The 20,264-nt window shown below is 44.0% G+C and carries 21 protein-coding genes; 9 read left to right on the top strand and 12 right to left on the bottom strand.

All coding sequences use genetic code 11. The features are described 5' to 3' along the window. Window positions 1-9: 9 nt before the first annotated feature. Both sps_RS11490 and sps_RS11485 read left to right on the top strand, forming a co-directional pair. Entirely contained in the window at window positions 10-1,122 is a 1,113-nt protein-coding gene (locus sps_RS11490; protein WP_077752657.1) for a PilT/PilU family type 4a pilus ATPase, read from the top strand. A 173-nt stretch (window positions 1,123-1,295) separates the two neighbouring features. Further along, a complete protein-coding gene (locus sps_RS11485) occupies window positions 1,296-2,399 on the top strand; it encodes a hypothetical protein (RefSeq protein WP_077752656.1) in 1,104 nt (367 codons plus the stop codon). A 113-nt stretch (window positions 2,400-2,512) separates the two neighbouring features. Here sps_RS11485 and ruvX read toward each other — a convergent pair whose 3' ends face one another. The 4 genes from ruvX to sps_RS11465 all read right to left on the bottom strand — a co-directional run bounded on the left by ruvX (window position 2,513) and on the right by sps_RS11465 (window position 4,439). Then, a complete protein-coding gene (gene ruvX / locus sps_RS11480) occupies window positions 2,513-2,935 on the bottom strand; it encodes a Holliday junction resolvase RuvX (RefSeq protein WP_077752655.1) in 423 nt (140 codons plus the stop codon). Between the two features lie 45 nt (window positions 2,936-2,980). Then, window positions 2,981-3,541, bottom strand: coding sequence for a YqgE/AlgH family protein (locus sps_RS11475; protein ID WP_077752654.1), 561 nt, complete (start codon window positions 3,539-3,541; stop codon window positions 2,981-2,983). A gap of 68 nt (window positions 3,542-3,609) precedes the next feature. Continuing rightward, window positions 3,610-3,939 (bottom strand): stress response translation initiation inhibitor YciH, encoded by a 330-nt coding sequence (gene yciH, locus sps_RS11470; protein WP_077752653.1) that lies wholly within the window; start codon window positions 3,937-3,939, stop codon window positions 3,610-3,612. A 182-nt stretch (window positions 3,940-4,121) separates the two neighbouring features. Continuing rightward, the gene (locus sps_RS11465) at window positions 4,122-4,439 is read right to left on the bottom strand and encodes a hypothetical protein (RefSeq protein ID WP_077752652.1); all 318 of its coding nucleotides are present in this window, start codon (window positions 4,437-4,439) and stop codon (window positions 4,122-4,124) included. Between the two features lie 194 nt (window positions 4,440-4,633). Here sps_RS11465 and sps_RS11460 point away from each other — a divergent pair, with 194 nt between their 5' ends. Beyond that, a complete protein-coding gene (locus sps_RS11460; protein WP_077752651.1) occupies window positions 4,634-5,194 on the top strand; it encodes a DUF4136 domain-containing protein in 561 nt (186 codons plus the stop codon). Between the two features lie 696 nt (window positions 5,195-5,890). Here sps_RS11460 and sps_RS11455 read toward each other — a convergent pair. Continuing rightward, complete coding sequence (locus sps_RS11455; RefSeq protein WP_077752650.1) at window positions 5,891-6,781, bottom strand: LysR family transcriptional regulator; 891 nt, start codon at window positions 6,779-6,781, stop codon at window positions 5,891-5,893. 83 nt (window positions 6,782-6,864) lie between these two features. Here sps_RS11455 and sps_RS11450 point away from each other — a divergent pair, with 83 nt between their 5' ends. From sps_RS11450 to sps_RS11440, 3 genes are all read left to right on the top strand, one after another. Next, a complete protein-coding gene (locus tag sps_RS11450; protein ID WP_077752649.1) occupies window positions 6,865-7,281 on the top strand; it encodes a PACE efflux transporter in 417 nt (138 codons plus the stop codon). Between the two features lie 246 nt (window positions 7,282-7,527). Further along, window positions 7,528-8,097 carry an OmpA family protein gene (locus tag sps_RS11445; protein WP_077752648.1) on the top strand — a complete coding sequence of 190 codons (570 nt, stop codon included), beginning with the start codon at window positions 7,528-7,530 and terminating at the stop codon, window positions 8,095-8,097. Between the two features lie 150 nt (window positions 8,098-8,247). Then, entirely contained in the window at window positions 8,248-9,090 is an 843-nt protein-coding gene (locus tag sps_RS11440; protein WP_077752647.1) for a mechanosensitive ion channel family protein, read from the top strand. 287 nt (window positions 9,091-9,377) lie between these two features. Here the strand turns inward: sps_RS11440 and sps_RS11435 are convergent, their stop codons facing one another. Then, entirely contained in the window at window positions 9,378-10,010 is a 633-nt protein-coding gene (locus sps_RS11435; protein ID WP_077752646.1) for a trimeric intracellular cation channel family protein, read from the bottom strand. A 372-nt stretch (window positions 10,011-10,382) separates the two neighbouring features. Between sps_RS11435 and ltaE the strand changes: the two genes are divergently transcribed. After that, window positions 10,383-11,393: a low-specificity L-threonine aldolase gene (gene ltaE, locus sps_RS11430; protein ID WP_077752645.1), complete on the top strand. Its 1,011-nt coding sequence runs from the start codon at window positions 10,383-10,385 to the stop codon at window positions 11,391-11,393. Between the two features lie 112 nt (window positions 11,394-11,505). Here ltaE and sps_RS11425 read toward each other — a convergent pair whose 3' ends face one another. The 3 genes from sps_RS11425 to sps_RS11415 form a co-directional block, all read right to left on the bottom strand. Further along, complete coding sequence (locus sps_RS11425) at window positions 11,506-12,327, bottom strand: hypothetical protein (RefSeq protein WP_077752644.1); 822 nt, start codon at window positions 12,325-12,327, stop codon at window positions 11,506-11,508. Window positions 12,328-12,413: 86 nt separating this feature from the next. Further along, window positions 12,414-14,009: an alkaline phosphatase gene (locus sps_RS11420; protein WP_077752643.1), complete on the bottom strand. Its 1,596-nt coding sequence runs from the start codon at window positions 14,007-14,009 to the stop codon at window positions 12,414-12,416. Window positions 14,010-14,036: 27 nt separating this feature from the next. Continuing rightward, entirely contained in the window at window positions 14,037-15,542 is a 1,506-nt protein-coding gene (locus sps_RS11415) for an alkaline phosphatase (protein ID WP_077752642.1), read from the bottom strand. A 393-nt stretch (window positions 15,543-15,935) separates the two neighbouring features. Between sps_RS11415 and sps_RS11410 the strand changes: the two genes are divergently transcribed. Both sps_RS11410 and sps_RS11405 read left to right on the top strand, forming a co-directional pair. After that, window positions 15,936-16,304 (top strand): acyl-CoA thioesterase, encoded by a 369-nt coding sequence (locus sps_RS11410; RefSeq protein ID WP_077752641.1) that lies wholly within the window; start codon window positions 15,936-15,938, stop codon window positions 16,302-16,304. 191 nt (window positions 16,305-16,495) lie between these two features. Next, window positions 16,496-17,983, top strand: a complete 1,488-nt coding sequence (locus sps_RS11405; protein WP_237158060.1) for a BCCT family transporter — start codon at window positions 16,496-16,498, stop codon at window positions 17,981-17,983. Between the two features lie 195 nt (window positions 17,984-18,178). On the opposite strand, the gene sps_RS11400 is transcribed toward sps_RS11405, so the two are convergent. The 3 genes from sps_RS11400 to sps_RS11390 all read right to left on the bottom strand — a co-directional run bounded on the left by sps_RS11400 (window position 18,179) and on the right by sps_RS11390 (window position 19,860). Further along, window positions 18,179-18,985, bottom strand: a complete 807-nt coding sequence (locus tag sps_RS11400; protein ID WP_077752640.1) for a PhnD/SsuA/transferrin family substrate-binding protein — start codon at window positions 18,983-18,985, stop codon at window positions 18,179-18,181. 67 nt (window positions 18,986-19,052) lie between these two features. Beyond that, a complete protein-coding gene (locus sps_RS11395) occupies window positions 19,053-19,271 on the bottom strand; it encodes a hypothetical protein (RefSeq protein WP_077752639.1) in 219 nt (72 codons plus the stop codon). Window positions 19,272-19,497: 226 nt separating this feature from the next. Next, the gene (locus sps_RS11390; RefSeq protein ID WP_077752638.1) at window positions 19,498-19,860 is read right to left on the bottom strand and encodes a cytoplasmic protein; all 363 of its coding nucleotides are present in this window, start codon (window positions 19,858-19,860) and stop codon (window positions 19,498-19,500) included. Window positions 19,861-20,264 lie beyond the last annotated feature (404 nt).

The following is a 20,264-nucleotide window of genomic DNA, read 5'->3' as shown; positions in this document are numbered from 1 at the left end:
GGTTTTATTATGGATGTACGTCCTTTCTTAAAAACGATGATAGACCGCAAGGCATCGGATCTATTTATCACTGCGGATTTTCCTCCGAGTGCCAAAATCGATGGTGAGCTAACACCATTGAGCGAAACTTCATTCTCACCGGCTCAATCATTAGATTTTGTCGAGTCATTGATGAGTGATGAGCAGAAAAAAGAGTTCCATGAGACACGTGAGTGTAATTTCGCATTTGCATTGCAGGATTTGGGACGTTTTCGTGTCAGTGCTTTTTGGCAAAGGGAAGCATCGGGATGTGTAATGCGTCGTATCGAGACTCAGATCCCCGATGTGGATGATCTGAAACTCCCCGTAATATTGAAAGACTTGGTGATGAGTAAACGTGGGCTCATCATCATGGTTGGTGGAACAGGCACGGGTAAATCAACATCTTTGGCATCGCTGGTTGGTTACCGTAATGCTAATTCTCGGGGACATATTTTGACCATAGAGGATCCTGTTGAATTTGTTCATGAACACCGCAAGAGCATTATTACCCAGCGAGAGGTAGGAATAGATACCGAGTCCTTCGATGCTGCGCTTAAAAGCTCATTGCGGCAGGCTCCTGATGTGATATTAATTGGTGAAATTCGAACTCAAGAGACCATGGAGTTTGCTCTGGCATTCGCCGAAACTGGTCATCTATGTATGGCTACCTTGCATGCAAACAATGCTAACCAGGCGTTGGATCGTATTATGAACTTAGTACCGGACAGTAAGCATCAGCAACTATTGTTTGATCTCTCTTTGAACTTAAGGGGAATAGTCGCTCAACAGTTGGTGCCGACTATGGACGGTAAGGGTCGACGCGCAGCTATCGAGATTTTGATCAACACGCCCCGTATCAGTAGTTTGATTGCTAAAAATGAGCTGCATTCACTCAAGGAGACCATGGCTAAGTCAAATGAACAGGGGATGCAGACCTTCGATCAGGCTTTACTTAACCTCTATGTAGCAGGAGAGGTTAGCTATGCAGATGCCCTGCATCATGCTGACTCACCTAACGATTTAAGATTGATGATTAAGTTACAGAATTCAGAACAAACGGGCTCAGGCTTTATGGAAGGAGTAACGTTAGATTTGGAGTAGTGAACATCAATATTTGTTAAGTCATCTAGTTGAGAATCTATTTACTGGAGCCTCAACAAGGTCAGAGCAGTTATTCTCTGACCTTTTTAATTTAATTGGATATGAGTTCGCGCAATTAGCATTCTCTGATTAAACTTGGAGAATAGTTTTTATGTCAAGGACATAGGAGTGTCATGGCTGTGTTTAAACGATTAGTAATAGTGTGTTTATGTATCTGGGTTTCGTTTTCGGCTCATGCGGTCAAAGTGACCGACGAGTTGGATCTTGGTGGAGCCGTTCGCGTCAACTATGGTTGGAAGGATTACGCCAATGATTCTAAGCTGGAATTTGAGCTGTTTCGAGTGGATGTCAACTATAAGGACGATGGCTTGTTTGCTTCGGCTCAGTATCGTTGGTATCAAGATATTGATGTCATTCATCACGCCTATGCGGGATATAACTTCAATGAAGAGCAGAGTGTTCAGATAGGTGTGACTCAGGTTCCCTTTGGTTTACTTCCCTACGGTGCCCATTCATTTTGGTTTAGTGCCAACTATTATCTCGGTTTTGAAGATGACTATGATGCTGGCATACACTGGAAATATGACGATAAAAATTGGCGTTTCGATCTTGCCTACTTTTTCAATGATGAATATGGTGATGGTGCCAGGTATGACAGGTACTCCTTCGATGTTGCTATCACAGATGAATCACCCTATGAGGAGTCTGGTCAGCTTAATGCACGGATAGAGCGAGACATAACCACAGAGAATACCAAACATAAGATTGGCGCTTCTTTGCAGTATTCCCAATTAGATTACCTGCCGACTACTAATAGTCAGGTAGAGGGTAAAGATACCGATGGATATGCCGCATCCTTTCACTGGCAAGTCGATTGGGCTAAGTGGCAAGGGCAGTTTCAGTACATGTATTATGAGTATGATATGCCTGATAGCAATCGTATCGCCCTGTCGGCCTTCGCTTATCCCTTTGAAATAGCCTCATCGGCTGATGTGCTTACCTTAAACCTAGCGCGTAGTATTGATGTGGATTGGGGACCGATCACCAATCTTAATTGTTACAATGATTTCAGTCAGGTATTTGCATCGGGTGAAGGTTTAGAGGACTCGATTCAGAATGTCACAGGCTGCGCCATCACAGCGGGTAAGTTTTATTCTTATGTCGATTGGATTGCCGGGAACAACATGTGGTTTATTAATGGCCCTGGGGTAGGGATCTCGAATGCCCCGACTGAGTGGAGCTCACGTTTGAACATTAATATTGGGCTCTACTTTTAAATTCCTAACATCTAGGTTTTGAATCATTACTTTTTAATCATAGTGTTGAAAAAAACGGCCAGTGAAGATAACTTCACTGGCCGTTTTTATGATTTTTTAACTCAGCTTCAGGGCTAGTCGTACATGTTTTCGAAAAAGCTCTCGATGATCAATACTGCCGACATGGCATCTACCTGACCTTTGGTCAATGCCTTATAACCACCGAATTCAAACAGTCTGGCCTTGGCATCTGCTGTTGTCAGCCGTTCATCTTGTGTGGCTATTTTTACACCGAATCTGCCATTGATGCGATTGGCAAACTTTTTAGCTCTCTGGGTGATTTCTTGTTCTGTGCCATCCATATTTAAAGGTAGGCCTACGACCACCATATTTGGCTGCCACTCCTCGATAAGCATGCCAATTTCTTCCCATTTAGGGATGCCATCGACCGCTTTTATTGAACCGATAGGGTTGGCTGTGCCCGTGAGTGATTGACCTATGGCAATTCCAATGCTTTTAGTGCCGTAATCGAAGCCTAGTACCGTTATTGAACCCATGAAATACTTGTTCTCTTAAATTAAGAATTTGTTGAGGGAGAAGGTTTATGCATGTCCAGATTGATTGGATAGTTGCCATATATCGAAGCCTAAAGACTCCGTTGCTTTTTGCCAACGTTTCTCATGCTCAACATCGAAGAGTAATTCCGTACTTGCAGGGATTGAGAGCCAGGTATTATCTGCAAGTTCTTGCTCCAGTTGATCTCGACTCCAACCAGCATAGCCTAAGGCGACGATAAACTGTTTTGGGGCATCTTTACTGCCTAAAGCCGATAATACGTCTCTGGAGGTGGTTAGCATTAACTCGTCTGTCAGTGATTGGCTGTTGTTCCAAAAATCTTGAGGCGTGTGTAACACAAATCCTCGTTCGGGATTAACTGGACCGCCTACAAGGACTCTGGCGCCAAGGGAGGACACTAGTTCCGGTTCTTCATCTAGCTCCATCTGCTGTAGTAGTTCATCGACTTCTATGCCTAAGGGCCTGTTGATCATGATCCCCATAGCGCCTTTTTCATCATGCTCACAAAGATAAATCACCGAACGTTCGAAGAAGGTGTCTTTGAGTGAAGGCATCGCGATTAAGAAGTGGTTTTGTAAACTTTCCATTAATAGGCTCCATGGAAGAGGGGATAGAGGAAGATAATTCATCTTGCAAATATGGACTATATAGCCTGCTAACCGCCGGCTATTTTTACTGTATATTTGAGTTTTTCCAGCAAGATCTTGATCTGTTCTCTGTTGTCGGTTTGGACTTCAATATTGAACTCCTTCACCGTTCCACCACAGCCGCATTGCTTTTTTAACTTCTGGGCCAGCGCTTTAAGTTCTTTTTCATTCAAGCCAAGGCCTTTAATCACAGAAACCCCCTTGCCTTTTCGCCCTTTACTGTCTTTATGGATACGTACGACTCCATCTCCAGTGGGGATGTCTTTGCTCTCAGCTTCGGGAGCTATACGGCCTACATCTGTGCTGTAGACTAAGGATACGTTTGGATCTTTTCTCATGGGCGACTAATAAATAACTTGTGATAATGAGAGTCTAACAAACTGAATAATTTTATGGGAGCTTTATGCTTTATTAAGTCTTGGGGCACGCCCATGAGGGGGAGGTTGTTGGAACTAAGAAGGCTAGCAGATTCTCTAGCCTGCATCATTTTAAAAATGAGATAGCGTTCTTATGAGGGCTATTATGTTGCCAATATGACGCTAATGATGAGTGATACTGCTGTCAGGCATGCGCAGGGGATAATAAACTTATGGAACTTTGAGTGAGCAATGGAGCAAGAGGTTAAAACAAAGCCTATTGCTGCGGCTCCATAGCTGCCGTTATGTCCGTCTAATAACGTAAAGAGCAACCAGGCGAGCACGATAACTGGCAGGATAAATAGGCTGATATGCCCCTGACTCTTTCTGGCTGAAACTTTTTCGGATTTAACCGACGCTTGTTCGGGAGCAAAAAGAAAGATAGCACTCGCGATCAAAAAGGCACCGATAAACCAAAACATAAGAGACTCCATTACTCAGGATTTAAGATTTAACATCAACGACTAACTGATAATCATTATCATTAAGGTTCTATCTTAAGTCAAGCTGAACGATATACTATATTTGGCTAAATTTGAGTTGTAGATCATGAAATTGCTATGTAAGCTGAAATAATATAATGAATTTTACAAGATAAAGATCTGATGGAGTCAAAATGAAGAAGGTTATAGTTGGTTTGGTTGCACTGGCACTGAGTGCCTGTAGCACCCTTAAAACGAGTTCGGATTATGATCCTGCGGCAAATTTTAACGATGTAAAGACCTACGCCTGGATCGTTAAAAAAACAAAAGACAGCACATATCATCTGGATGGTTTGATGGATCAACGCATTCGTGCAGCAGTAGATAGTCAGTTATCGGCAAAAGGCATCACCCTTACCGATGCGGCCACTGCCGATGTCTTAGTTAACTATTTGACTAAGGTTGATAAGAAAATCAACGTAGATACCTTCAACACTAACTATGGTTATAACCCATATTATGGCTCTAGATGGGGATATAGTGGCAGCATGAATACTCAGACTACGGTTCGTGAGTATGAAGTCGGTACCTTGATTTTAGATATGGTGAATCGTGAAACTGGTAAGCTTATCTGGCGTGGCTCTGTTGCCGATACCATACGCGATCAGAATACTCCTGAAGAGCGTGTTGAAGTGGTTAATCATGCTATCTCTGAGATGCTAGTAAATTACCCTCCTAAACCAGAAGCTAACTAGTACCTTGGGTACGTCTGCTTTTATTTATTAACTTGTTCTAATGGCGGAACTGGCTTAAAGGCGCTCCAATAGGAGTAATGCCGGTAAGTTAAGAAAAAATATTGATAAAATAAGGGCTACAGGGGATTTAATCTAAATCTGGCTGTAGCCCTTACTCGTTCTGCTGTTAGTCAATGATTGCTACACAAATTCCGTTAATTCAGAAAGTGAATAAAAGGTGATTATGTATGCAAAATAGTGACTAAGTGATCGGCATTACTCCAATAGGAGCGTTTTTTTGTCAAATTCATGAGCACTCCTGTAACTTGTAATACCTGTTTCTTATTAGACTAAAGTCGAGCTTATCAATGTTAAATAGGGTGGTACTCTCTGACTCCATATTGGGCAGACACTTAGTGAGTGGTACAAGGTGGCGCACTTTTTAAATGGCATCGATGCTATGTTCTACACTCTAAAGCTAGAGCTCTGTGCATTGAAGGAGTCAAATTAGGTCTGGATATTCAGCTGAAACTCGCCCCCAGTGTCAGGATTGTTGTCGCTGCTTCTACAATCCGCTATTTTACTCTGGCAATAGCCAAGATCGCCAACTTCTTTTACGCCTCCTCGAGGGCATACTGTCTCAGATCGAATCGATTCATAGGCCCGCTTGGACGAACTGGTATGAGCAGGCTTCTGCTAGTTAGTCGTCAGTAAGCTCTATTGTTTCTGATTAGCTTTCATCATCTTTCTCAAAAGCTGACGTAGCAGGGTGCAGGCATTATTACCTGCTCCACTGTGTTGAATGACATCTATGTTCGCCACCCAACCTAATTCTTCAAATTCAACTGGGATTTTACAAAGTTGTTTGTTATCAATTGCATCTTGGGCCAGATGTCGGGGAAGTAAACCCCAGCCAAATCCAGATTTTGCCAATTCAAGTAAGACATAATAATTATCCGCATACCAGACATCCGGTGAATGTTGCTGATTATAATTGCTAGGGACTCTGTCTCTGGCACCTATGATCAACTGCCTATGCAATTTAAGCAGATCCATATGTTCAGATTTCGAACTTGCTAATGGGTGATTAGGACTAATCAATAGTTCAAATTCAACAGTACCTATGGATTCGAAATCGATATTTTTAGGGTAAATAAAGTCACTGAAGACCAGACCCAGATCGGCACGTTTTTCACCTACTAGTTGGATAATATCTTGACTCGAAGCGTTCAAAAATTCGAGTTGTATATGGGGGAAAGATTCAGTGAATTCGATTAGATAATGGGGTAATTGACTATAAGGAACCCCTTCATCCAGTGCCAGAGTTAACTTTTGGGGTTGCCCTTTATCTAAGGCTTCTAGTTGTTGATTGAGCCTTCTATGTTGGGCAATGACTGCATTTGCTTGGGGTAAAAGCGCTTTCCCCGCGGTAGTCAGCTTAGGGTAACGCCCGGAGCGATCGAACAGTGTCTGATCACTATCGATTTCCATATTCATGATGTTTTGACTGACCGCAGATTGTACCTTGCCCAGTTTCCTGGCTGCGGCTGAAAATGAGCCGGTTTCCACGGTTTCTACGAATGAGTAAAGCTGCTCTAGTGTTAACATATCAGTATTTGTGATGGTATCTGACTTTCTACTATCATAATTTAGCTAGATAATGGCTGCAAGTCTTTTAGAGGAGTCGCCAGATGACAACCAAACAACGTGTTATTCATACTATTTTATTTGAAGCCTTAGCCTTAATTTTAGTTGTGCCTTTAGTCATCCTGATCACAGGAAAAGAAACGGGTGAGTTGCTAAAAGTTGCTATAGGCTTGAGTTTCTATGCTGTCGTGTGGAACTATTTTTATAATATTTGGTTCGATAAGCATTTTGGCTGTAATAGAAGCGAGCGTAATGTTTACATCAGAATAGGCCATGCCTTAGGCTTTGAAGGGGGGATCATAGTGGTGACTTTACCTGTAGTGTCTTGGTTTATGGGGATCTCACTCTTTTCAGCCTTTTTGTTAGAATTTGCTTTCTTGGTGTTATTTTTCTTTTATGCAATTGCTTTTAATTATGTGTATGACCGTGTTTGTCAGCGGTTACTAACTGCACCAGCTTAGTGACATATTTGGTTTTATTGGCTAAATTAGTAGTGACATATTTGGTTTTATTGGCTAAATTAGTAGTGACTAGATTTTCGTGACTTGCTTAAAGTTTATCGTGCTAACTGATTGCGAAATTTGCAGAAGGATATAAAATACGCCAATCTGCAAAGATGACCGTTTAGCATTGCACGTAAGGGCCGATGAGTAATATAAGCTTTAAGCACAAGCTATAAGCGCCGATGGTCATATAGGTTACAAACGATGAATAAATGTTGGCTTACAACAATATGTATTATTGGGCTTGTTCTTAGCCCTGTAGTATTTGGCTGGAATGATAGTGATAAAGACGGGGTGCCAGATACTAAGGATGCCTGTCCTAATACCCCCTCTGGTGTACTTGTCGATGCTTCAGGCTGTGATAAGAGTCGACTATTTAAGAAAGTTTGTTTAACCACGACCGATGACAAGGTTTTCCCAGAGACTTGCATCGAGGCCACAGAGTTAGTCTTGAATTTTGAGTTTGCTAAGACTGAGATACTCTACTCACAATGGCAAATCCTCGCTCAAATAAAACAATTTTTACAGCTTAATGACGTTAAGTTATGCCTCATTGGTCATACTGATTCCGTCGGGAGTGAAAAAGCTAATCAAAGCTTATCCGAGGCAAGGGCAAAAAAGGTCATGGGCCTTTTAGTTGAAGATTATGGCTTCGACCCTGGGCGCTTTATTGTGAGAGGGATGGGAACTCGCTTTCCAATCAGTACAAATGATACACAAGTAGGCAGGGCCCTGAACAGACGGGTCAACTTTGTAGTAGAGTCAGATCACTAGCGTACAAGTAGGGCTCAGGGAGCCGCTTAGAATTTTGATTTGAATCGAACATGAAATAAAACAGCTCATATTTATATGAGCTGTTTTTCGGTGTTAGATTTGAATTGTGTTAACTCAAACATTTGTTTGGGAATTTTTAGGGAGTAATACATGGAAAACTTGGAAGGTTTGATCGAGCAAGCGCCAGAGCTTATCGTGACCTATGGAATGAAGATAATTTTTGCGATTGTCATCTTTATTATCGGTAAATATTGTGCTGGTATTGCTAAGAAGTTATCTAGTAAGTTGATGACCAAGCGTAAAGTTGACCCTACCGTTGTCTCATTTGTCTCAAATATGGCATGGTCACTGGTGTTTGTGTTCACCATAGTGGCGACGCTTGGACAGATTGGCGTGCAGACAGCATCATTAGTTGCTGTTATCGGTGCCGCGGGTTTAGCGGTTGGTTTGGCGCTGCAAGGCTCGCTGTCTAATTTTGCTTCTGGCGTCTTGATGGTGATGTTCCGTCCATGTCGCGTAGGTGATTATGTTGAAGCTGCTGGAATCGCGGGTACAGTCAATGAGATCACTATTTTCTCAACCAAGCTACTGACACCGGATAATAAACTTATCGTGGCACCTAACTCGGCCATGATGGATGGTACAATCGTTAACTATTCAGCGATGGATACTCGCCGTGTCGATTTCGTTATCGGTGTTTCTTATGATGCAGATCTGTTAGAAACCAAGAAGGTACTGACACGTGTTATCGAGAATAACCAGTATGTATTGAAAGACCCTGCTTATACTATTGCACTGTCTGAGCTTGCTGACTCGTCGGTTAATTTCGTGGTACGCCCATGGGTTAAGGGCAGTGATTACTGGCCTGCATATTTCGAAATTCTTGAGCAGATTAAGCTTGCATTGGATGAAGCGAATATTGGTATTCCATACCCTCAGATGGATCTTCATTTGAAAGAGACACCTGCAGTTGCATCTACTGCAGCAGCTTAAATCTAAGCTCTTGTACTGACTGTTAGCTCTTACTTACACGCTAGCGCACAGAGTAAGAAGGCTTGAAATAAGATAGCTGAAAGTTAGAGAGTTAGAATTGAGACACAAAAAAGGTCGGCATTTGCCGACCTTTTTTGTGTCTGGAATACTTATGAAGATTTACCAAGGATGGAAATAAATCTTCGTTGTGTCTGGAACACTTATGCTACTAAGGAATCTAGGAATCTAGGAATCTAGGAATCTAGGAATCTAGGAATCTAGGAATCTAGGAACTAGAACCTTAGGTATTAATGTACTTCGCCATATTGATAATCAAATTTTGGCATGCCCCAATGAAACCTTATCGCCAGCATTCTCAATCCGAAACCAAAGGGCAGGCAGATGGCTAGATTGACCCATTCACTGACTCCGTATGATTTGAGGCCAACATAGAGTGCGGCAGTGAGCAGAGCGACCAGGGCGTAAAATTCTTTCTTGAAGATGAGGGGGACTTGGTTACATAAAATATCACGAATTACGCCACCAAAAACACCTGTTACTAGCCCCATAACAACGGCAACGAGTGGGCTAAACCCAAGTGATAGCGTCTTCTGAGCACCCACAATGGAAAATACCGCCAAGCCTAAAGCATCTATGGCTAAGAAGAGCTTAGATAGATATCGCATTACAGGGGCGATAACCACGGTGAGCAGTGAGGCAAACGCAATGGCGATAAGATAATGAATGTTCTCCACCCAGATCAAGGGATAATTTCCCAGCATCATGTCACGTAAAGTACCGCCACCTATGGCTGTGGCACAGCCTATGATGACGACACCGAAGAGATCCATCTGTTTCTTACCTGCGCAAAGGGCACCTGTCATCGCTTCGGCTATGATACCTATAAGCCAGAGAATGCTGATAAATTGAACTTCCTGCATGATAAGAGTGCCACTGAGTAAAAGGAGACGGATTTTGCCTGATAAGAAACCGGAATAATAGCTATAAATATTGAGTTTATAGATTAGTATTTATAATGCCTTTTTTATTTTTTAATCATCAATTGTATTGCTATAGAGTTATTCTGTTGTTAGTAATAATAACTCAATATATTTTATTTGTTGTGTCGTTCTAGTTTGGGCGCAATGTTAATTGGTTGTTGTTATTTCTTAAGGTTAAGTCTTATTCTATTGACGATAATTCCTGACTTTATTCTATGCTGGAGCGGGGAGGGATTTTTGGCTGATAAATACTGGTACTCGCTATGCTCAGGGAGTAGTATTCATGACTCGAAATCATAAACAGGGGCTAAGATGATCGATTTTCGCAGTGATACAGTAACCAAGCCAACGGCTGCAATGCGCGAGGCGATAGCCAATGCCGAAGTGGGGGATGATGTTTATGGCGATGATCCTACGGTCAACAGTTTAGAGGCCATGGTCGCCGAGATGTATGGCTTCGATGGAGCCTTATTCACCTCATCTGGTACTCAAGCTAACTTATTGGCCTTGATGGCTCATTGTGAACGTGGTGATGAGTATATTTGTGGTCAACAAGCGCATAACTACAAGTTTGAAGGAGGCGGCGCCGCGGTACTTGGCAGCATTCAGCCTCAACCTCTTACTAACCAAGCTGATGGTAGTATCTTGCTCACCGATATTCAGTCTGCGATTAAACCTGACGATGTGCATTTTGCTCATACTAAACTACTAAGTCTCGAGAACACCATAGGTGGTAAAGTCTTGCCTCAAGCCTATTTGGCACAAGCGCAAACCTTGGCATTTGACCATAAGCTGAAAATCCACCTCGATGGGGCTAGAGTTGCTAATGCGGCCGTTGCGCAAAATATTGCCATTAGTGATATCACTCAATATTTTGATTCTGTTTCTATCTGTCTGTCAAAAGGCTTATGTGCCCCTGTGGGCTCGCTGCTTTTAGGTGATGAGCGTTTAATCCATAAAGCCAGACGCTGGCGTAAGATGCTAGGTGGTGGCATGCGCCAAGCCGGTATTTTAGCCGCAGCGGCTAAACTTGCTATCACAGATCAAGTCGATCGCTTGGCTATCGATCACGACAATGCTCGCTATTTGGCAGAGTGTCTGTCTGAGCTTGATGAATTTGAGACTGATCTGACGCAGGTGCAAACCAATATGCTGTTTGCTGAGGTGAAGCAAGGTGTAGATATCCAGCATATCGCGAATGAGCTTAAATCTCAGGGGATATTAATCAGTCCTGGCTCCACATTGAGGCTGGTGACTCACGCCGATATAAGCCGAGCAGATATCAAAACCTTTATCGTTAAACTAAAAGGCTTGCTGGCTTAATGGTCTGATAGTGACTATTTAACAAGTCATGTCATAATTAAAAAGTCTGCAGAAGCAGACTTTTTTTGTTTTTACATTGGCAATAGCAAGACGAGTTACTGTTAGCGCCTCATTAGTGTGAGTGGCTACTATGGCCATTGCCGGTGATTTGTTGGCCGTCACTGGTATAAAACCCTGAGCTGCCATGTTGAATGAAGCCTTGAGTGATCATCTTGGCGATAAATGGGTCTGACTCGCTGTCACCCACATCGGCAAAATCGATATCTTTATACCCTGTAGTCAAAGCCTTAAAGTCGGCTTGTGTAACAGGCTTTACCTCGGCGAGCTGATAAGTCAGTTGTTGATCACCTTGACCTATAGTCAGTTGATAAGGCAAATCCAATGATGTCGCCCACTGTAGGCTCACCTCTTGCCCCTTCAGTTCCCCCCTAAAGCTCTCAACTGTCAGGCAAGTGTGTTGGATATTATCGGCCTGTTTAAGCTTAGAGCGAATTTGTGGTGAGACAAGATGGAAGACTTGTTCCAAATCATAGCTGATATTGAGTGAGAGTAGATCGCTCGGGCGATAACTCACAGAGCGTTTATCCATGGGGAAGTAGCGAACATATTCGCCATTGTGCTGCCAAGCCTCGAAACTTTGCGGCGATCTTTGGTAGATAGCCGTGTCTTGGTAGCGTGTCAGTTGCAGCTGATGTTTGGTCACATGGACGCCACGAGTTTGCGATACTTCATAAGTCGCACTGAGCTGATGAGGCATCACACCGGTACAGACTAACTCTAATTTTGTTGCCGGCTCTATACTCCTTGGTTGCTGAGCTTGCTCAGCACTTACAGATGTTGATTGCTCAGATGTTGACAGTACTGATGTGGAATGAGCCGAGACGACTTGAACGAAACCGACGAGTAGGGCGGCACTAAGCAAAGAATACTTCATAAAAACTCCTGTGCTTTTAATATTTGGGTGGAGGCCGCCTAACTAATACCAATGGGCAAAAGGTTAGCCGGCCTAATAAACAGAGCTTATAGAGCCGCTTCGGCTTTAATGACTAAGTTAGCGGCGTGATTTATTACGTGGAAAATATGGTTCTGCTCTACGGTACCTTGCACTAAGTGTGCACCTGGTCCGCTGGCGAAAATTCCGACATCTTCACCAGCATGGGTCTCAGATTCTAATGGCACTAAGGCCTCTTGATGGAATCCCGCACTTTGAGTGTCGACATAGTTTAAATCGAATCGACCTGCAGCTATGGGGAGTCCATAGCGCTCGTCACCACCGTTATCTAGTGCAGCGTAGCCTCGACCATTGGTGTAGCCCACTGTGGTGTAAGGCATGCCGTTGGCATCGGTAGAGTTAGTGACGGCTGATATACCACTGGAATCATTACCCTTTACGAGCCCTAAGATAGGGTTGCCGCGTGTTGGGTAACCAGCAATGGTAAAAACATGACTATGGTCGGCAGTGACCATGAGTAAGGTGTCTTTAGTTGACGTCTTTTCCATGGCCACACGCACGGCTTCAGATAGTGCAATTGTATCGTGCAGTGCTCTTGCCGCATTACCTGCATGATGGGCATGGTCGATACGGCCAGCTTCTATGATAAGCACGAAGCCCTTGTCATTCTTCTTAAGGATGTCGATAGACTTTGCTGTCATCTCAGCAAGGGATGGCTCACCTGCTGCACCGTCAGTGATGCGGTCGTAGTCGTACTCCATATGAGATGAATTAAACAGACCCAAGGCATGATCCGTTGTTGTTGGGTCCAATGCTAAAAAGCTGTCTCTGTCGGCAACATAAGCGGAATTGGTGTATTTAGCGGTCCACTCAGATGTTAAATCGCGACCATCGAGTCGCTTACCATTTTTGCCTTCTGGATCTGTCATTGTGTTTGGAATAAAGGCGCGTCGTCCGCCGCCCATCACCACATTAATACCTGAGCCGTAGCTGTAATCCAATAGCTGTGCCGCAATATCCTTACAGCCGTTGGTCACAGCTTCAGCCGTTAAATCTGCATCACTTTCCCAGTCGCGCTCAGGTGAATGGGCATAAGCCGCTGCCGGAGTTGCATGGGTGACTCGTGCTGTTGATATCACGCCTGTCGACATGCCTGCGATAGAGGCAAGTTCGATGGAAGTCATCAGGTCTTGTCCCTGAGTTGAGGCACAGTTTCCGCGAGTCACACCTTCAGCCTGCGAAAGCACGCCGACATCGGTTTTCACGCCTGTGACCATAGCGGTCATAGTGCCTGCTGAATCTGGTGTTTGGCCGTTAACGTTATAGGTTTTCGCTAATCCAAGGTGCGGTAAGGTCTCGAATGAGAGTGAGTTTTCTTCACCTGTATTACCTTTAAGTTGACCATCTAAGATACGGGCAGCGGTTACTGTCGATACACCCATGCCATCACCGACGAAAAGAATGATGTTCTTTGCGGCGCCCGCTTGGTTGTTAATTGAAATATCGGCAGCCTGGGTCACGCGCTTCTGGCCGTCGACATACCATTGATTAACGGCGGTCCAGTCCTTACCGTCACTGCCGTTTGAGCCATTGTCACCGTCGTTACCACAAGCGGCTAAACCTAAAGTTGCTGCCATCGACAGTACGAGTAATTTCTTATTCATGTTTTGCTCCAAATGAGTACTGTTAGATTAGTATTTTGTGCCGCCAAGCGATTGTGCCTGGTTGATAATATGGAAGATGACGTTTTGCTCGATAACTCCTTGGGCCAAATGAGAACCTGGGCCTGTTGCATGAAGGGTAATATCTTCACCCGCATGGGTTTCGCTGCTTAATGGGACTAATGATTGCTGCATAAAGTCTTTCTGCTCAGTATCGACTGATGAAAGATCATCACGCTGAGCGATAACCGCGCCAGGGCCATTGGTATAGCCCAATGTAGTGTAAGGTTTACCATCATCGGCGATGGCTAGCTCACCACCTACGTTGTGGACCAGACCAAGAATGGGATTACCACGCTCAGGATATCCTGCAATGGTGAATACATGGCTGTGATCTGCGGTTACCATGATTAACGTTTCATCGGGATTGGTATTATCAAATGCGGCTTTTACTGCGTTTGATAGCTCTACCGTGTCCACTAAAGCACGATGAGCATTACCCGCATGGTGAGCGTGATCGATTCGACCCGACTCGACGATAAGTAAGTAACCTTGCTCATTCTTGTTGAGGATCTCGATAGACTTTGTTGTCATCTCTGTGAGTGAGGGCTCACCAGCGGTATCGTCCATACGGTCTGCTTCATATTCCATATGAGACGAGTTGAACAGACCCAATAGATGATCGGTCGAGTCCGCATCTATGGCATCGAAGCCTTCCTTGTCCCATACATAGGCGGCGTTGCTGAAGTTCTCTGTCCAGGCTTGAGTCAAATCGACACCGTCGCTACGGCGACCCGACTTGTTTTCACCATCGGTGACAGTATCGGGTATGAAGTTACGACGACCACCACCGAGTGCCACACTCAGCGCATTATCTTCATCTCGCATAACGAGTTGGTACGCAATGTCTTTACACTCATTGGTTATAGCTTCAGTGGGTAAATTGCTATCAGCCTCCCAGTTACGCTCAGGTGTTGTGGCATAAGTCGCAGCAGGTGTGGCGTGTGTGATGCGGGCCGTGCTAACAACTCCAGTTGATAGCCCTTTGGCATTGGCCAAATCGACCAGGGTGATTAACTCATTGCCTTTGGAGGATAAGCAGTTAGCGCGAAGGCTGGCATCTGAAACTGATAATACCCCGGCTTTAGACTTAACCCCTGTGGCCATGGCGGTCATGGTGCCAGCAGAATCTGGAGTCTGCTGATTAGTGTTATAGGTTTTAACTAGGGCAGTGTTAGGAAACTGCTCGAAGCTGAGAAAATTTTCTTCGCCACCTTGATTACCTTGGATCTGCTGACCTTGATAGATACGTGCCGCCGTGAGAGTCGAAACCCCCATGCCATCACCGACAAAAAGAATGACATTTTTGGCTTGGGTTTTATTCGTTTGCAGGGTTTTATCGCTGACAACTTGCGCACTGGTTTTGAACCATTGACTGTCAGTTTGTGTGGCAGGTAAAACGGCGGCATTGGTAGCCATAGTCACTAAACTGCATGAAACGAGCGCAGCTACTTTTTTCATATTAATCACTATCATCACCCTTATTTTATTGAGGTATGTTGGGATTTCATTTTTTAGACGCGACGATTGTCTGTGATTTGTATGACAGAAATGGGTAAGCAATGTGTAAGTTTTGTGACTTTGTTGTAAGTTAGCTTTAATGATGTTTACTCATCTCTTGTTTTAATTAATTTGTTCGCTAACCGTGCATCTTGCCGATACTTGCTCGTTCTCAGTGCGATATATCCATTTTAAATCTTAATAAGTTATTGTTTATTAGTTAATTTAAATGTGGTCTCTATTTTTATACCTATTAATGGGTATTTGGTGGCACTCAATATGAAGATTTGTCTCAGGCTCCGAATTTTGTGGGCAGACATTTAAAATGATTAACTTTTGAGCCATAACTTTTCAAGAAGGGAGATATAAATGAAATATTACAGCCGTAGATTTATCAAACCTGAGCACCTAAATCCTGCAAATGCACTCTTTGGTGGTCAGCTATTAAGTTGGGTAGATGAAGAGGCGGTCATCTTTGCTGGATGCCAGATGAGTAGCCAGAGCATAGTCACTAAGATTATCTCGGAGATTAATTTCAGAACCCCGGCTAGGCAGGGAGATGTTATCGAGTTCGGTTTAGAGATGATCAGTGCAGGATCCAGCTCGATAACCGTGCGCTGTGAAGTGAGAAACAAGGTGACCCGTCTTCCTGTGGTCTATATAGATAAAATGGTCTTTGTAAACGTTAATGATCAGGGCTTGCCTATTCCCCATGGGATACGTGCAAATGCAGCATGAATCTAGATGCTATAGATTCAAGTGACTAAGAATTTCAGTGACTAATAATTTAAGTGAGTTAGGGCACAAGTGACTAAGGACTCGGCATAGGCTTAGTCCTTTTTATTGCGGGTGTGTTAGGCTAGCGGGCTAATTCATACCTTCCGGCCTGTGCTTGTTACTATGCCGGACATTAAAACCTTGTCACAGCTATGAACACATTAACGCATTCCATCCAAAACCTGATGAGTAAATTGAGTCGGGAGTCCATAGGCCTTATCTGCTGTTGTATCGCGGCGTCAGCTTTCCTCATATTTCCTGAGGCGGCAATATCTTTGGTGGCTGGGCTAACCAGTTACGTCATCCATGAATTTGGCCTAGTCTTCATCATCATCCCCTCCCTATTTGTGATTTTATCTCTGGCAATCGCCTTGAGTCCCTGGGGGAAAATAACCTTAGGTGAAGATGCTAAGCCCGAATTCGGTTTTGTCAGCTGGACATCTATGTTGTTCGCCGCGGGTATGGGATCTGGGCTTATCTTTTGGGGGGTGGCCGAGCCCATTGCCCATTATGCCCATCCCCCTGCATTCGTGTCTGCCGATGATATAGGCAAAGATAGCGCCCTGGCCTTGACCTATTTCCATTGGGGACTACATGCCTGGAGCCTCTATGCTATCTCTGGTCTGGTCATGGCATGGTTTGCTTTCAACAAGTCAAGACCTATGACTATTTCGGCTAGCTTCAGCGATAAGCCTGAGTCAAGCCGCTATCAGCTATTCGATCTTCTGGCTGTGGTGGCGGTGATCTTCGGAGTCGCGGGAACTCTGGCTAACACAATAGCCTTAGTTCAGAGTGGTGTGGAGCAGAGTATTGGGTTTGATACCGGAGGACTTAGTTTTCGGCTAGGCCTGCTAGTTGCCATCACCTTAGCCTTCACCCTTTCATCTACTATGGGTCTGGATAAAGGGATTAAGCGGATGAGCCTGTTTAATCTGCTGTTCGTTGTCGTCATGCTGGTGGCGGTGATTGCACTCGTTGATCCACTCTCTGTGGCGACTACAGTGGTCACTTCTAGCTTGAATTATCTGCAACTCTTGCCGTCAGTCTCTTTCTCTATCGATGAGAATTCTCGTGATTGGAGTGAAGGTTGGAGCATCATCTATTTTGTCTGGTGGATTGCCTGGGCCCCATTTGTCGGCCCTTTTATTGCCAGGATCAGCCGCGGCCGTACCATACGTCAATATCTGCTGTGCACCATACTCATTCCTACTATGACCACCATCGTATGGTTTAGTACCTTTGGCGGCAGTGTATTTGAGATGAGTATCTTGCCTGATGTAGTACAGGCGACCAATACAGATTTTACCTTAGGCTTGTTTACCTTTTTCGATAACTTGGCTTTCGGAAAAATCCTGACCTATAGCGCCATCTTGCTGTTGATTACGTTTGTGATCACCAGTGCCGACTCGGCAATTTATGTCACCAGTATGATGACTGGTAGCCAGGCGATAAAATCTAAGTTGATGTGGAGCTTAGTGCTAGTAGCGATAACAGCGGCTCTGGTATTAAAAAATAATATCGACTTGAATAAGCAGATCGCGATTTTTGGCGCGCTCCCCTTTACGCTTATTTTACTCGCTCAGGCAGGCATCATAGTAAAAGAGCTGATAAAACATAAGCCAGAGGTGCAAGTAAAATAGGCTAGGTAGATATTTGGTATCCAGATCCCCTTTGCGCTTATTTTACTCGCTCAGGCAGGCATCATAGTAAAAGAGCTGATAAAACATAAGCCAGAGGTGCAAGTAAAATAGGCTAGGTAGATATTTGGTATCCAGATCCCCTTTTACGCTTATTTTACTCGCTCAGGGGCTCATCATGGTGAAAGAGCTTATGGCTTAAATTTCGGCCCACTCTATGGTCTCGGCGCTTTGAGCCATTTTACGAATAGGATCATAGTCTCTGTCTTGGCTGGCGGTGAAATGTGAGATCTCTACCTTGTCTAATATACTCCGGCCAATAGGATCTTGGTGCATCTCCACTAAAAGGTGTTTAATGCGCCTGCGTAATTCAACAGGGACGAGCTTAGATATCATCCAGGGCGGAAAGCCGCTGGGACCAAGGGTATCTATAACACGCAGCTTTGAAGTGAGCTCTGGTCGTTTGATCAGCTCTAATTCCAGTACCCAGCTGTCAATAGCTGATGCGTCTATTAGGTTGTCTAAGATCATCTGTATCGAGTTCTGATGGGCACCAGATTCGACTACCTTGCCAAAATATCGACAATCCGTGCCCATCTTAGCCAAATGATCACGCACTACATAGGTGCCGGAGTGGGACTGTGGTTCATTATAGGACCAGCGTTTGCCTTCAAGATCGGCAAAGTTGCGGATTGGACTATCCCTATGTACCACCACATCAGAATAATAAACGGCCCTATTACGGTAACGCTTGCCCTTTAACACTGGTGTCGCCAGCAATTCAACCTGGGGACTGGGTTTATCTACTTTCCAGATATAGGGAAGGCCACAGATCCAACATATTTCGATATCGCCGGCATCGAAACCTAGCTCTCTCTCTTGCCAGGGGATATCCAGGCAAGCCTCTATCTGGGTATTCAACTTCTTAGCCAGGTATTGAGCTAAAGACTTTACAAATTCATCGGCATTCGGAGCCATGCAGGAGGTGAGTTTCAGTGTGTTCATTTTTCTATTCTGGCTGGGGTTCTAGTTTGAGGATTTAAAGCGAGGGGCTGGGCCGACTCGGTATACATTATTTGTTACTCTCACCTTCATCGTTTAAGTCTTCTTTTACCGATTTGACCGCATCACGAGAGGCATGGCCTATGGCTTTAGTTGCATCTCTCGTTGCATGACCTATCTCTGTGGTGACTTCCTTGGTGGTTTGGCCAATGGTGCGCCCGGCATCTTGTAGGTCGGCGCAGCCCGTAAGTCCGATAAATATGACTAATGCCATTAAGGATAATTTCATTTTTTAATACTCAAAGTTAGTTGGCCGGACTATTTTAGCGGCTTAGGCGATGAACCTAAAGCATAGCAAGCTACTTATTGTGGGCATGGCGCAGGTATTTTATGGGGAACTTGGGCATTTTTTGTTTATTTAAGTCATAAAATGTGAACTGCCTCATAAAAGAGGCAGTTTTTAGCTCGCATATGGGGCTTTGCCCGCAGCTTCTATACCAATTGGTATTAGTGGGCTAGAGATTAACTAGTTTTGCGTCAAGGTCTGCTATCAGATGCTGCATGATCTCTTGTACTGATGTGTCTTTCGTCGACTCATCCATGAAAATTTTAAAGGTTACCAGCACATGGCCGTCGCCTTTAATTCGTTTATTTTGCATCGAGAAATAAGCGCTCTCGGCCTCAGCTTCTCTAACGACGAATCCATCCAGTTCAAAGATACGGTTGCCTGAACGGCCGTGCCATTTTGTGATTCGGCTTAATCCAATTTCGCAAGATTGATTAAACTCAATATGGTTTTCCCATGTAGTTGGGTGTGCAGGATCTTTAACGTGTGGGCATCGAACGGTATAGTTGTATACATGTGAGATTGCTGTCATATATTACCTACTTGTTTGCGATTACTAATGCCATCATAGGCATTGCTTTTCTGATCGGTCAACTTTTATTCGTCTTTACTCATATAAGTTTACTTTCGCTCGTCCGTCTCTTTTCAATGAGTAATAGTGAACTTGCTGTAATTCTTTTTTAGCATGACTCAAACCCAGATAACCTTGTGCTAGATCTCACTTTCTGACTATTTATCTCTCTTGTTTCGTCTTCGGTTAATAAAGCAACAGCTAATTGATTCTCTAGCTGTGTGATTTACGATCTTTCAGTATAAGAATCAACATCCATCAGTAAAGGTGATACTTACTCATTTTTAGCTTATATATTTGCAGTTGATAATACAGGGAAGGCTCACATTGAACTTCTAATCGAATGTCTTCGATTAAGGATACAT

The sequence above is a fragment of the Shewanella psychrophila genome (assembly GCF_002005305.1).
In the GTDB taxonomy this organism is placed as follows: domain Bacteria; phylum Pseudomonadota; class Gammaproteobacteria; order Enterobacterales; family Shewanellaceae; genus Shewanella; species Shewanella psychrophila.
This window is presented reverse-complemented; position numbering and strand designations above follow the sequence as displayed.

Excerpts from the sequence above, each read along its gene's own strand:
- sps_RS11490 (WP_077752657.1), top strand. The coding sequence starts at position 10 with ATGGATGTACGTCCTTTCTTAAAAACGATGATAGACCGCAAGGCATCG.
- sps_RS11485 (WP_077752656.1), top strand. The coding sequence starts at position 1,296 with ATGGCTGTGTTTAAACGATTAGTAATAGTGTGTTTATGTATCTGGGTT.
- ruvX (WP_077752655.1), bottom strand. The coding sequence starts at position 2,935 with ATGGGTTCAATAACGGTACTAGGCTTCGATTACGGCACTAAAAGCATT.
- sps_RS11475 (WP_077752654.1), bottom strand. The coding sequence starts at position 3,541 with ATGGAAAGTTTACAAAACCACTTCTTAATCGCGATGCCTTCACTCAAA.
- yciH (WP_077752653.1), bottom strand. The coding sequence starts at position 3,939 with ATGAGAAAAGATCCAAACGTATCCTTAGTCTACAGCACAGATGTAGGC.
- sps_RS11465 (WP_077752652.1), bottom strand. The coding sequence starts at position 4,439 with ATGTTTTGGTTTATCGGTGCCTTTTTGATCGCGAGTGCTATCTTTCTT.
- sps_RS11460 (WP_077752651.1), top strand. The coding sequence starts at position 4,634 with ATGAAGAAGGTTATAGTTGGTTTGGTTGCACTGGCACTGAGTGCCTGT.
- sps_RS11455 (WP_077752650.1), bottom strand. The coding sequence starts at position 6,781 with ATGTTAACACTAGAGCAGCTTTACTCATTCGTAGAAACCGTGGAAACC.
- sps_RS11450 (WP_077752649.1), top strand. The coding sequence starts at position 6,865 with ATGACAACCAAACAACGTGTTATTCATACTATTTTATTTGAAGCCTTA.
- sps_RS11445 (WP_077752648.1), top strand. The coding sequence starts at position 7,528 with ATGAATAAATGTTGGCTTACAACAATATGTATTATTGGGCTTGTTCTT.
- sps_RS11440 (WP_077752647.1), top strand. The coding sequence starts at position 8,248 with ATGGAAAACTTGGAAGGTTTGATCGAGCAAGCGCCAGAGCTTATCGTG.
- sps_RS11435 (WP_077752646.1), bottom strand. The coding sequence starts at position 10,010 with ATGCAGGAAGTTCAATTTATCAGCATTCTCTGGCTTATAGGTATCATA.
- ltaE (WP_077752645.1), top strand. The coding sequence starts at position 10,383 with ATGATCGATTTTCGCAGTGATACAGTAACCAAGCCAACGGCTGCAATG.
- sps_RS11425 (WP_077752644.1), bottom strand. The coding sequence starts at position 12,327 with ATGAAGTATTCTTTGCTTAGTGCCGCCCTACTCGTCGGTTTCGTTCAA.
- sps_RS11420 (WP_077752643.1), bottom strand. The coding sequence starts at position 14,009 with ATGAATAAGAAATTACTCGTACTGTCGATGGCAGCAACTTTAGGTTTA.
- sps_RS11415 (WP_077752642.1), bottom strand. The coding sequence starts at position 15,542 with ATGATAGTGATTAATATGAAAAAAGTAGCTGCGCTCGTTTCATGCAGT.
- sps_RS11410 (WP_077752641.1), top strand. The coding sequence starts at position 15,936 with ATGAAATATTACAGCCGTAGATTTATCAAACCTGAGCACCTAAATCCT.
- sps_RS11405 (WP_237158060.1), top strand. The coding sequence starts at position 16,496 with ATGAACACATTAACGCATTCCATCCAAAACCTGATGAGTAAATTGAGT.
- sps_RS11400 (WP_077752640.1), bottom strand. The coding sequence starts at position 18,985 with ATGAACACACTGAAACTCACCTCCTGCATGGCTCCGAATGCCGATGAA.
- sps_RS11395 (WP_077752639.1), bottom strand. The coding sequence starts at position 19,271 with ATGAAATTATCCTTAATGGCATTAGTCATATTTATCGGACTTACGGGC.
- sps_RS11390 (WP_077752638.1), bottom strand. The coding sequence starts at position 19,860 with ATGACAGCAATCTCACATGTATACAACTATACCGTTCGATGCCCACAC.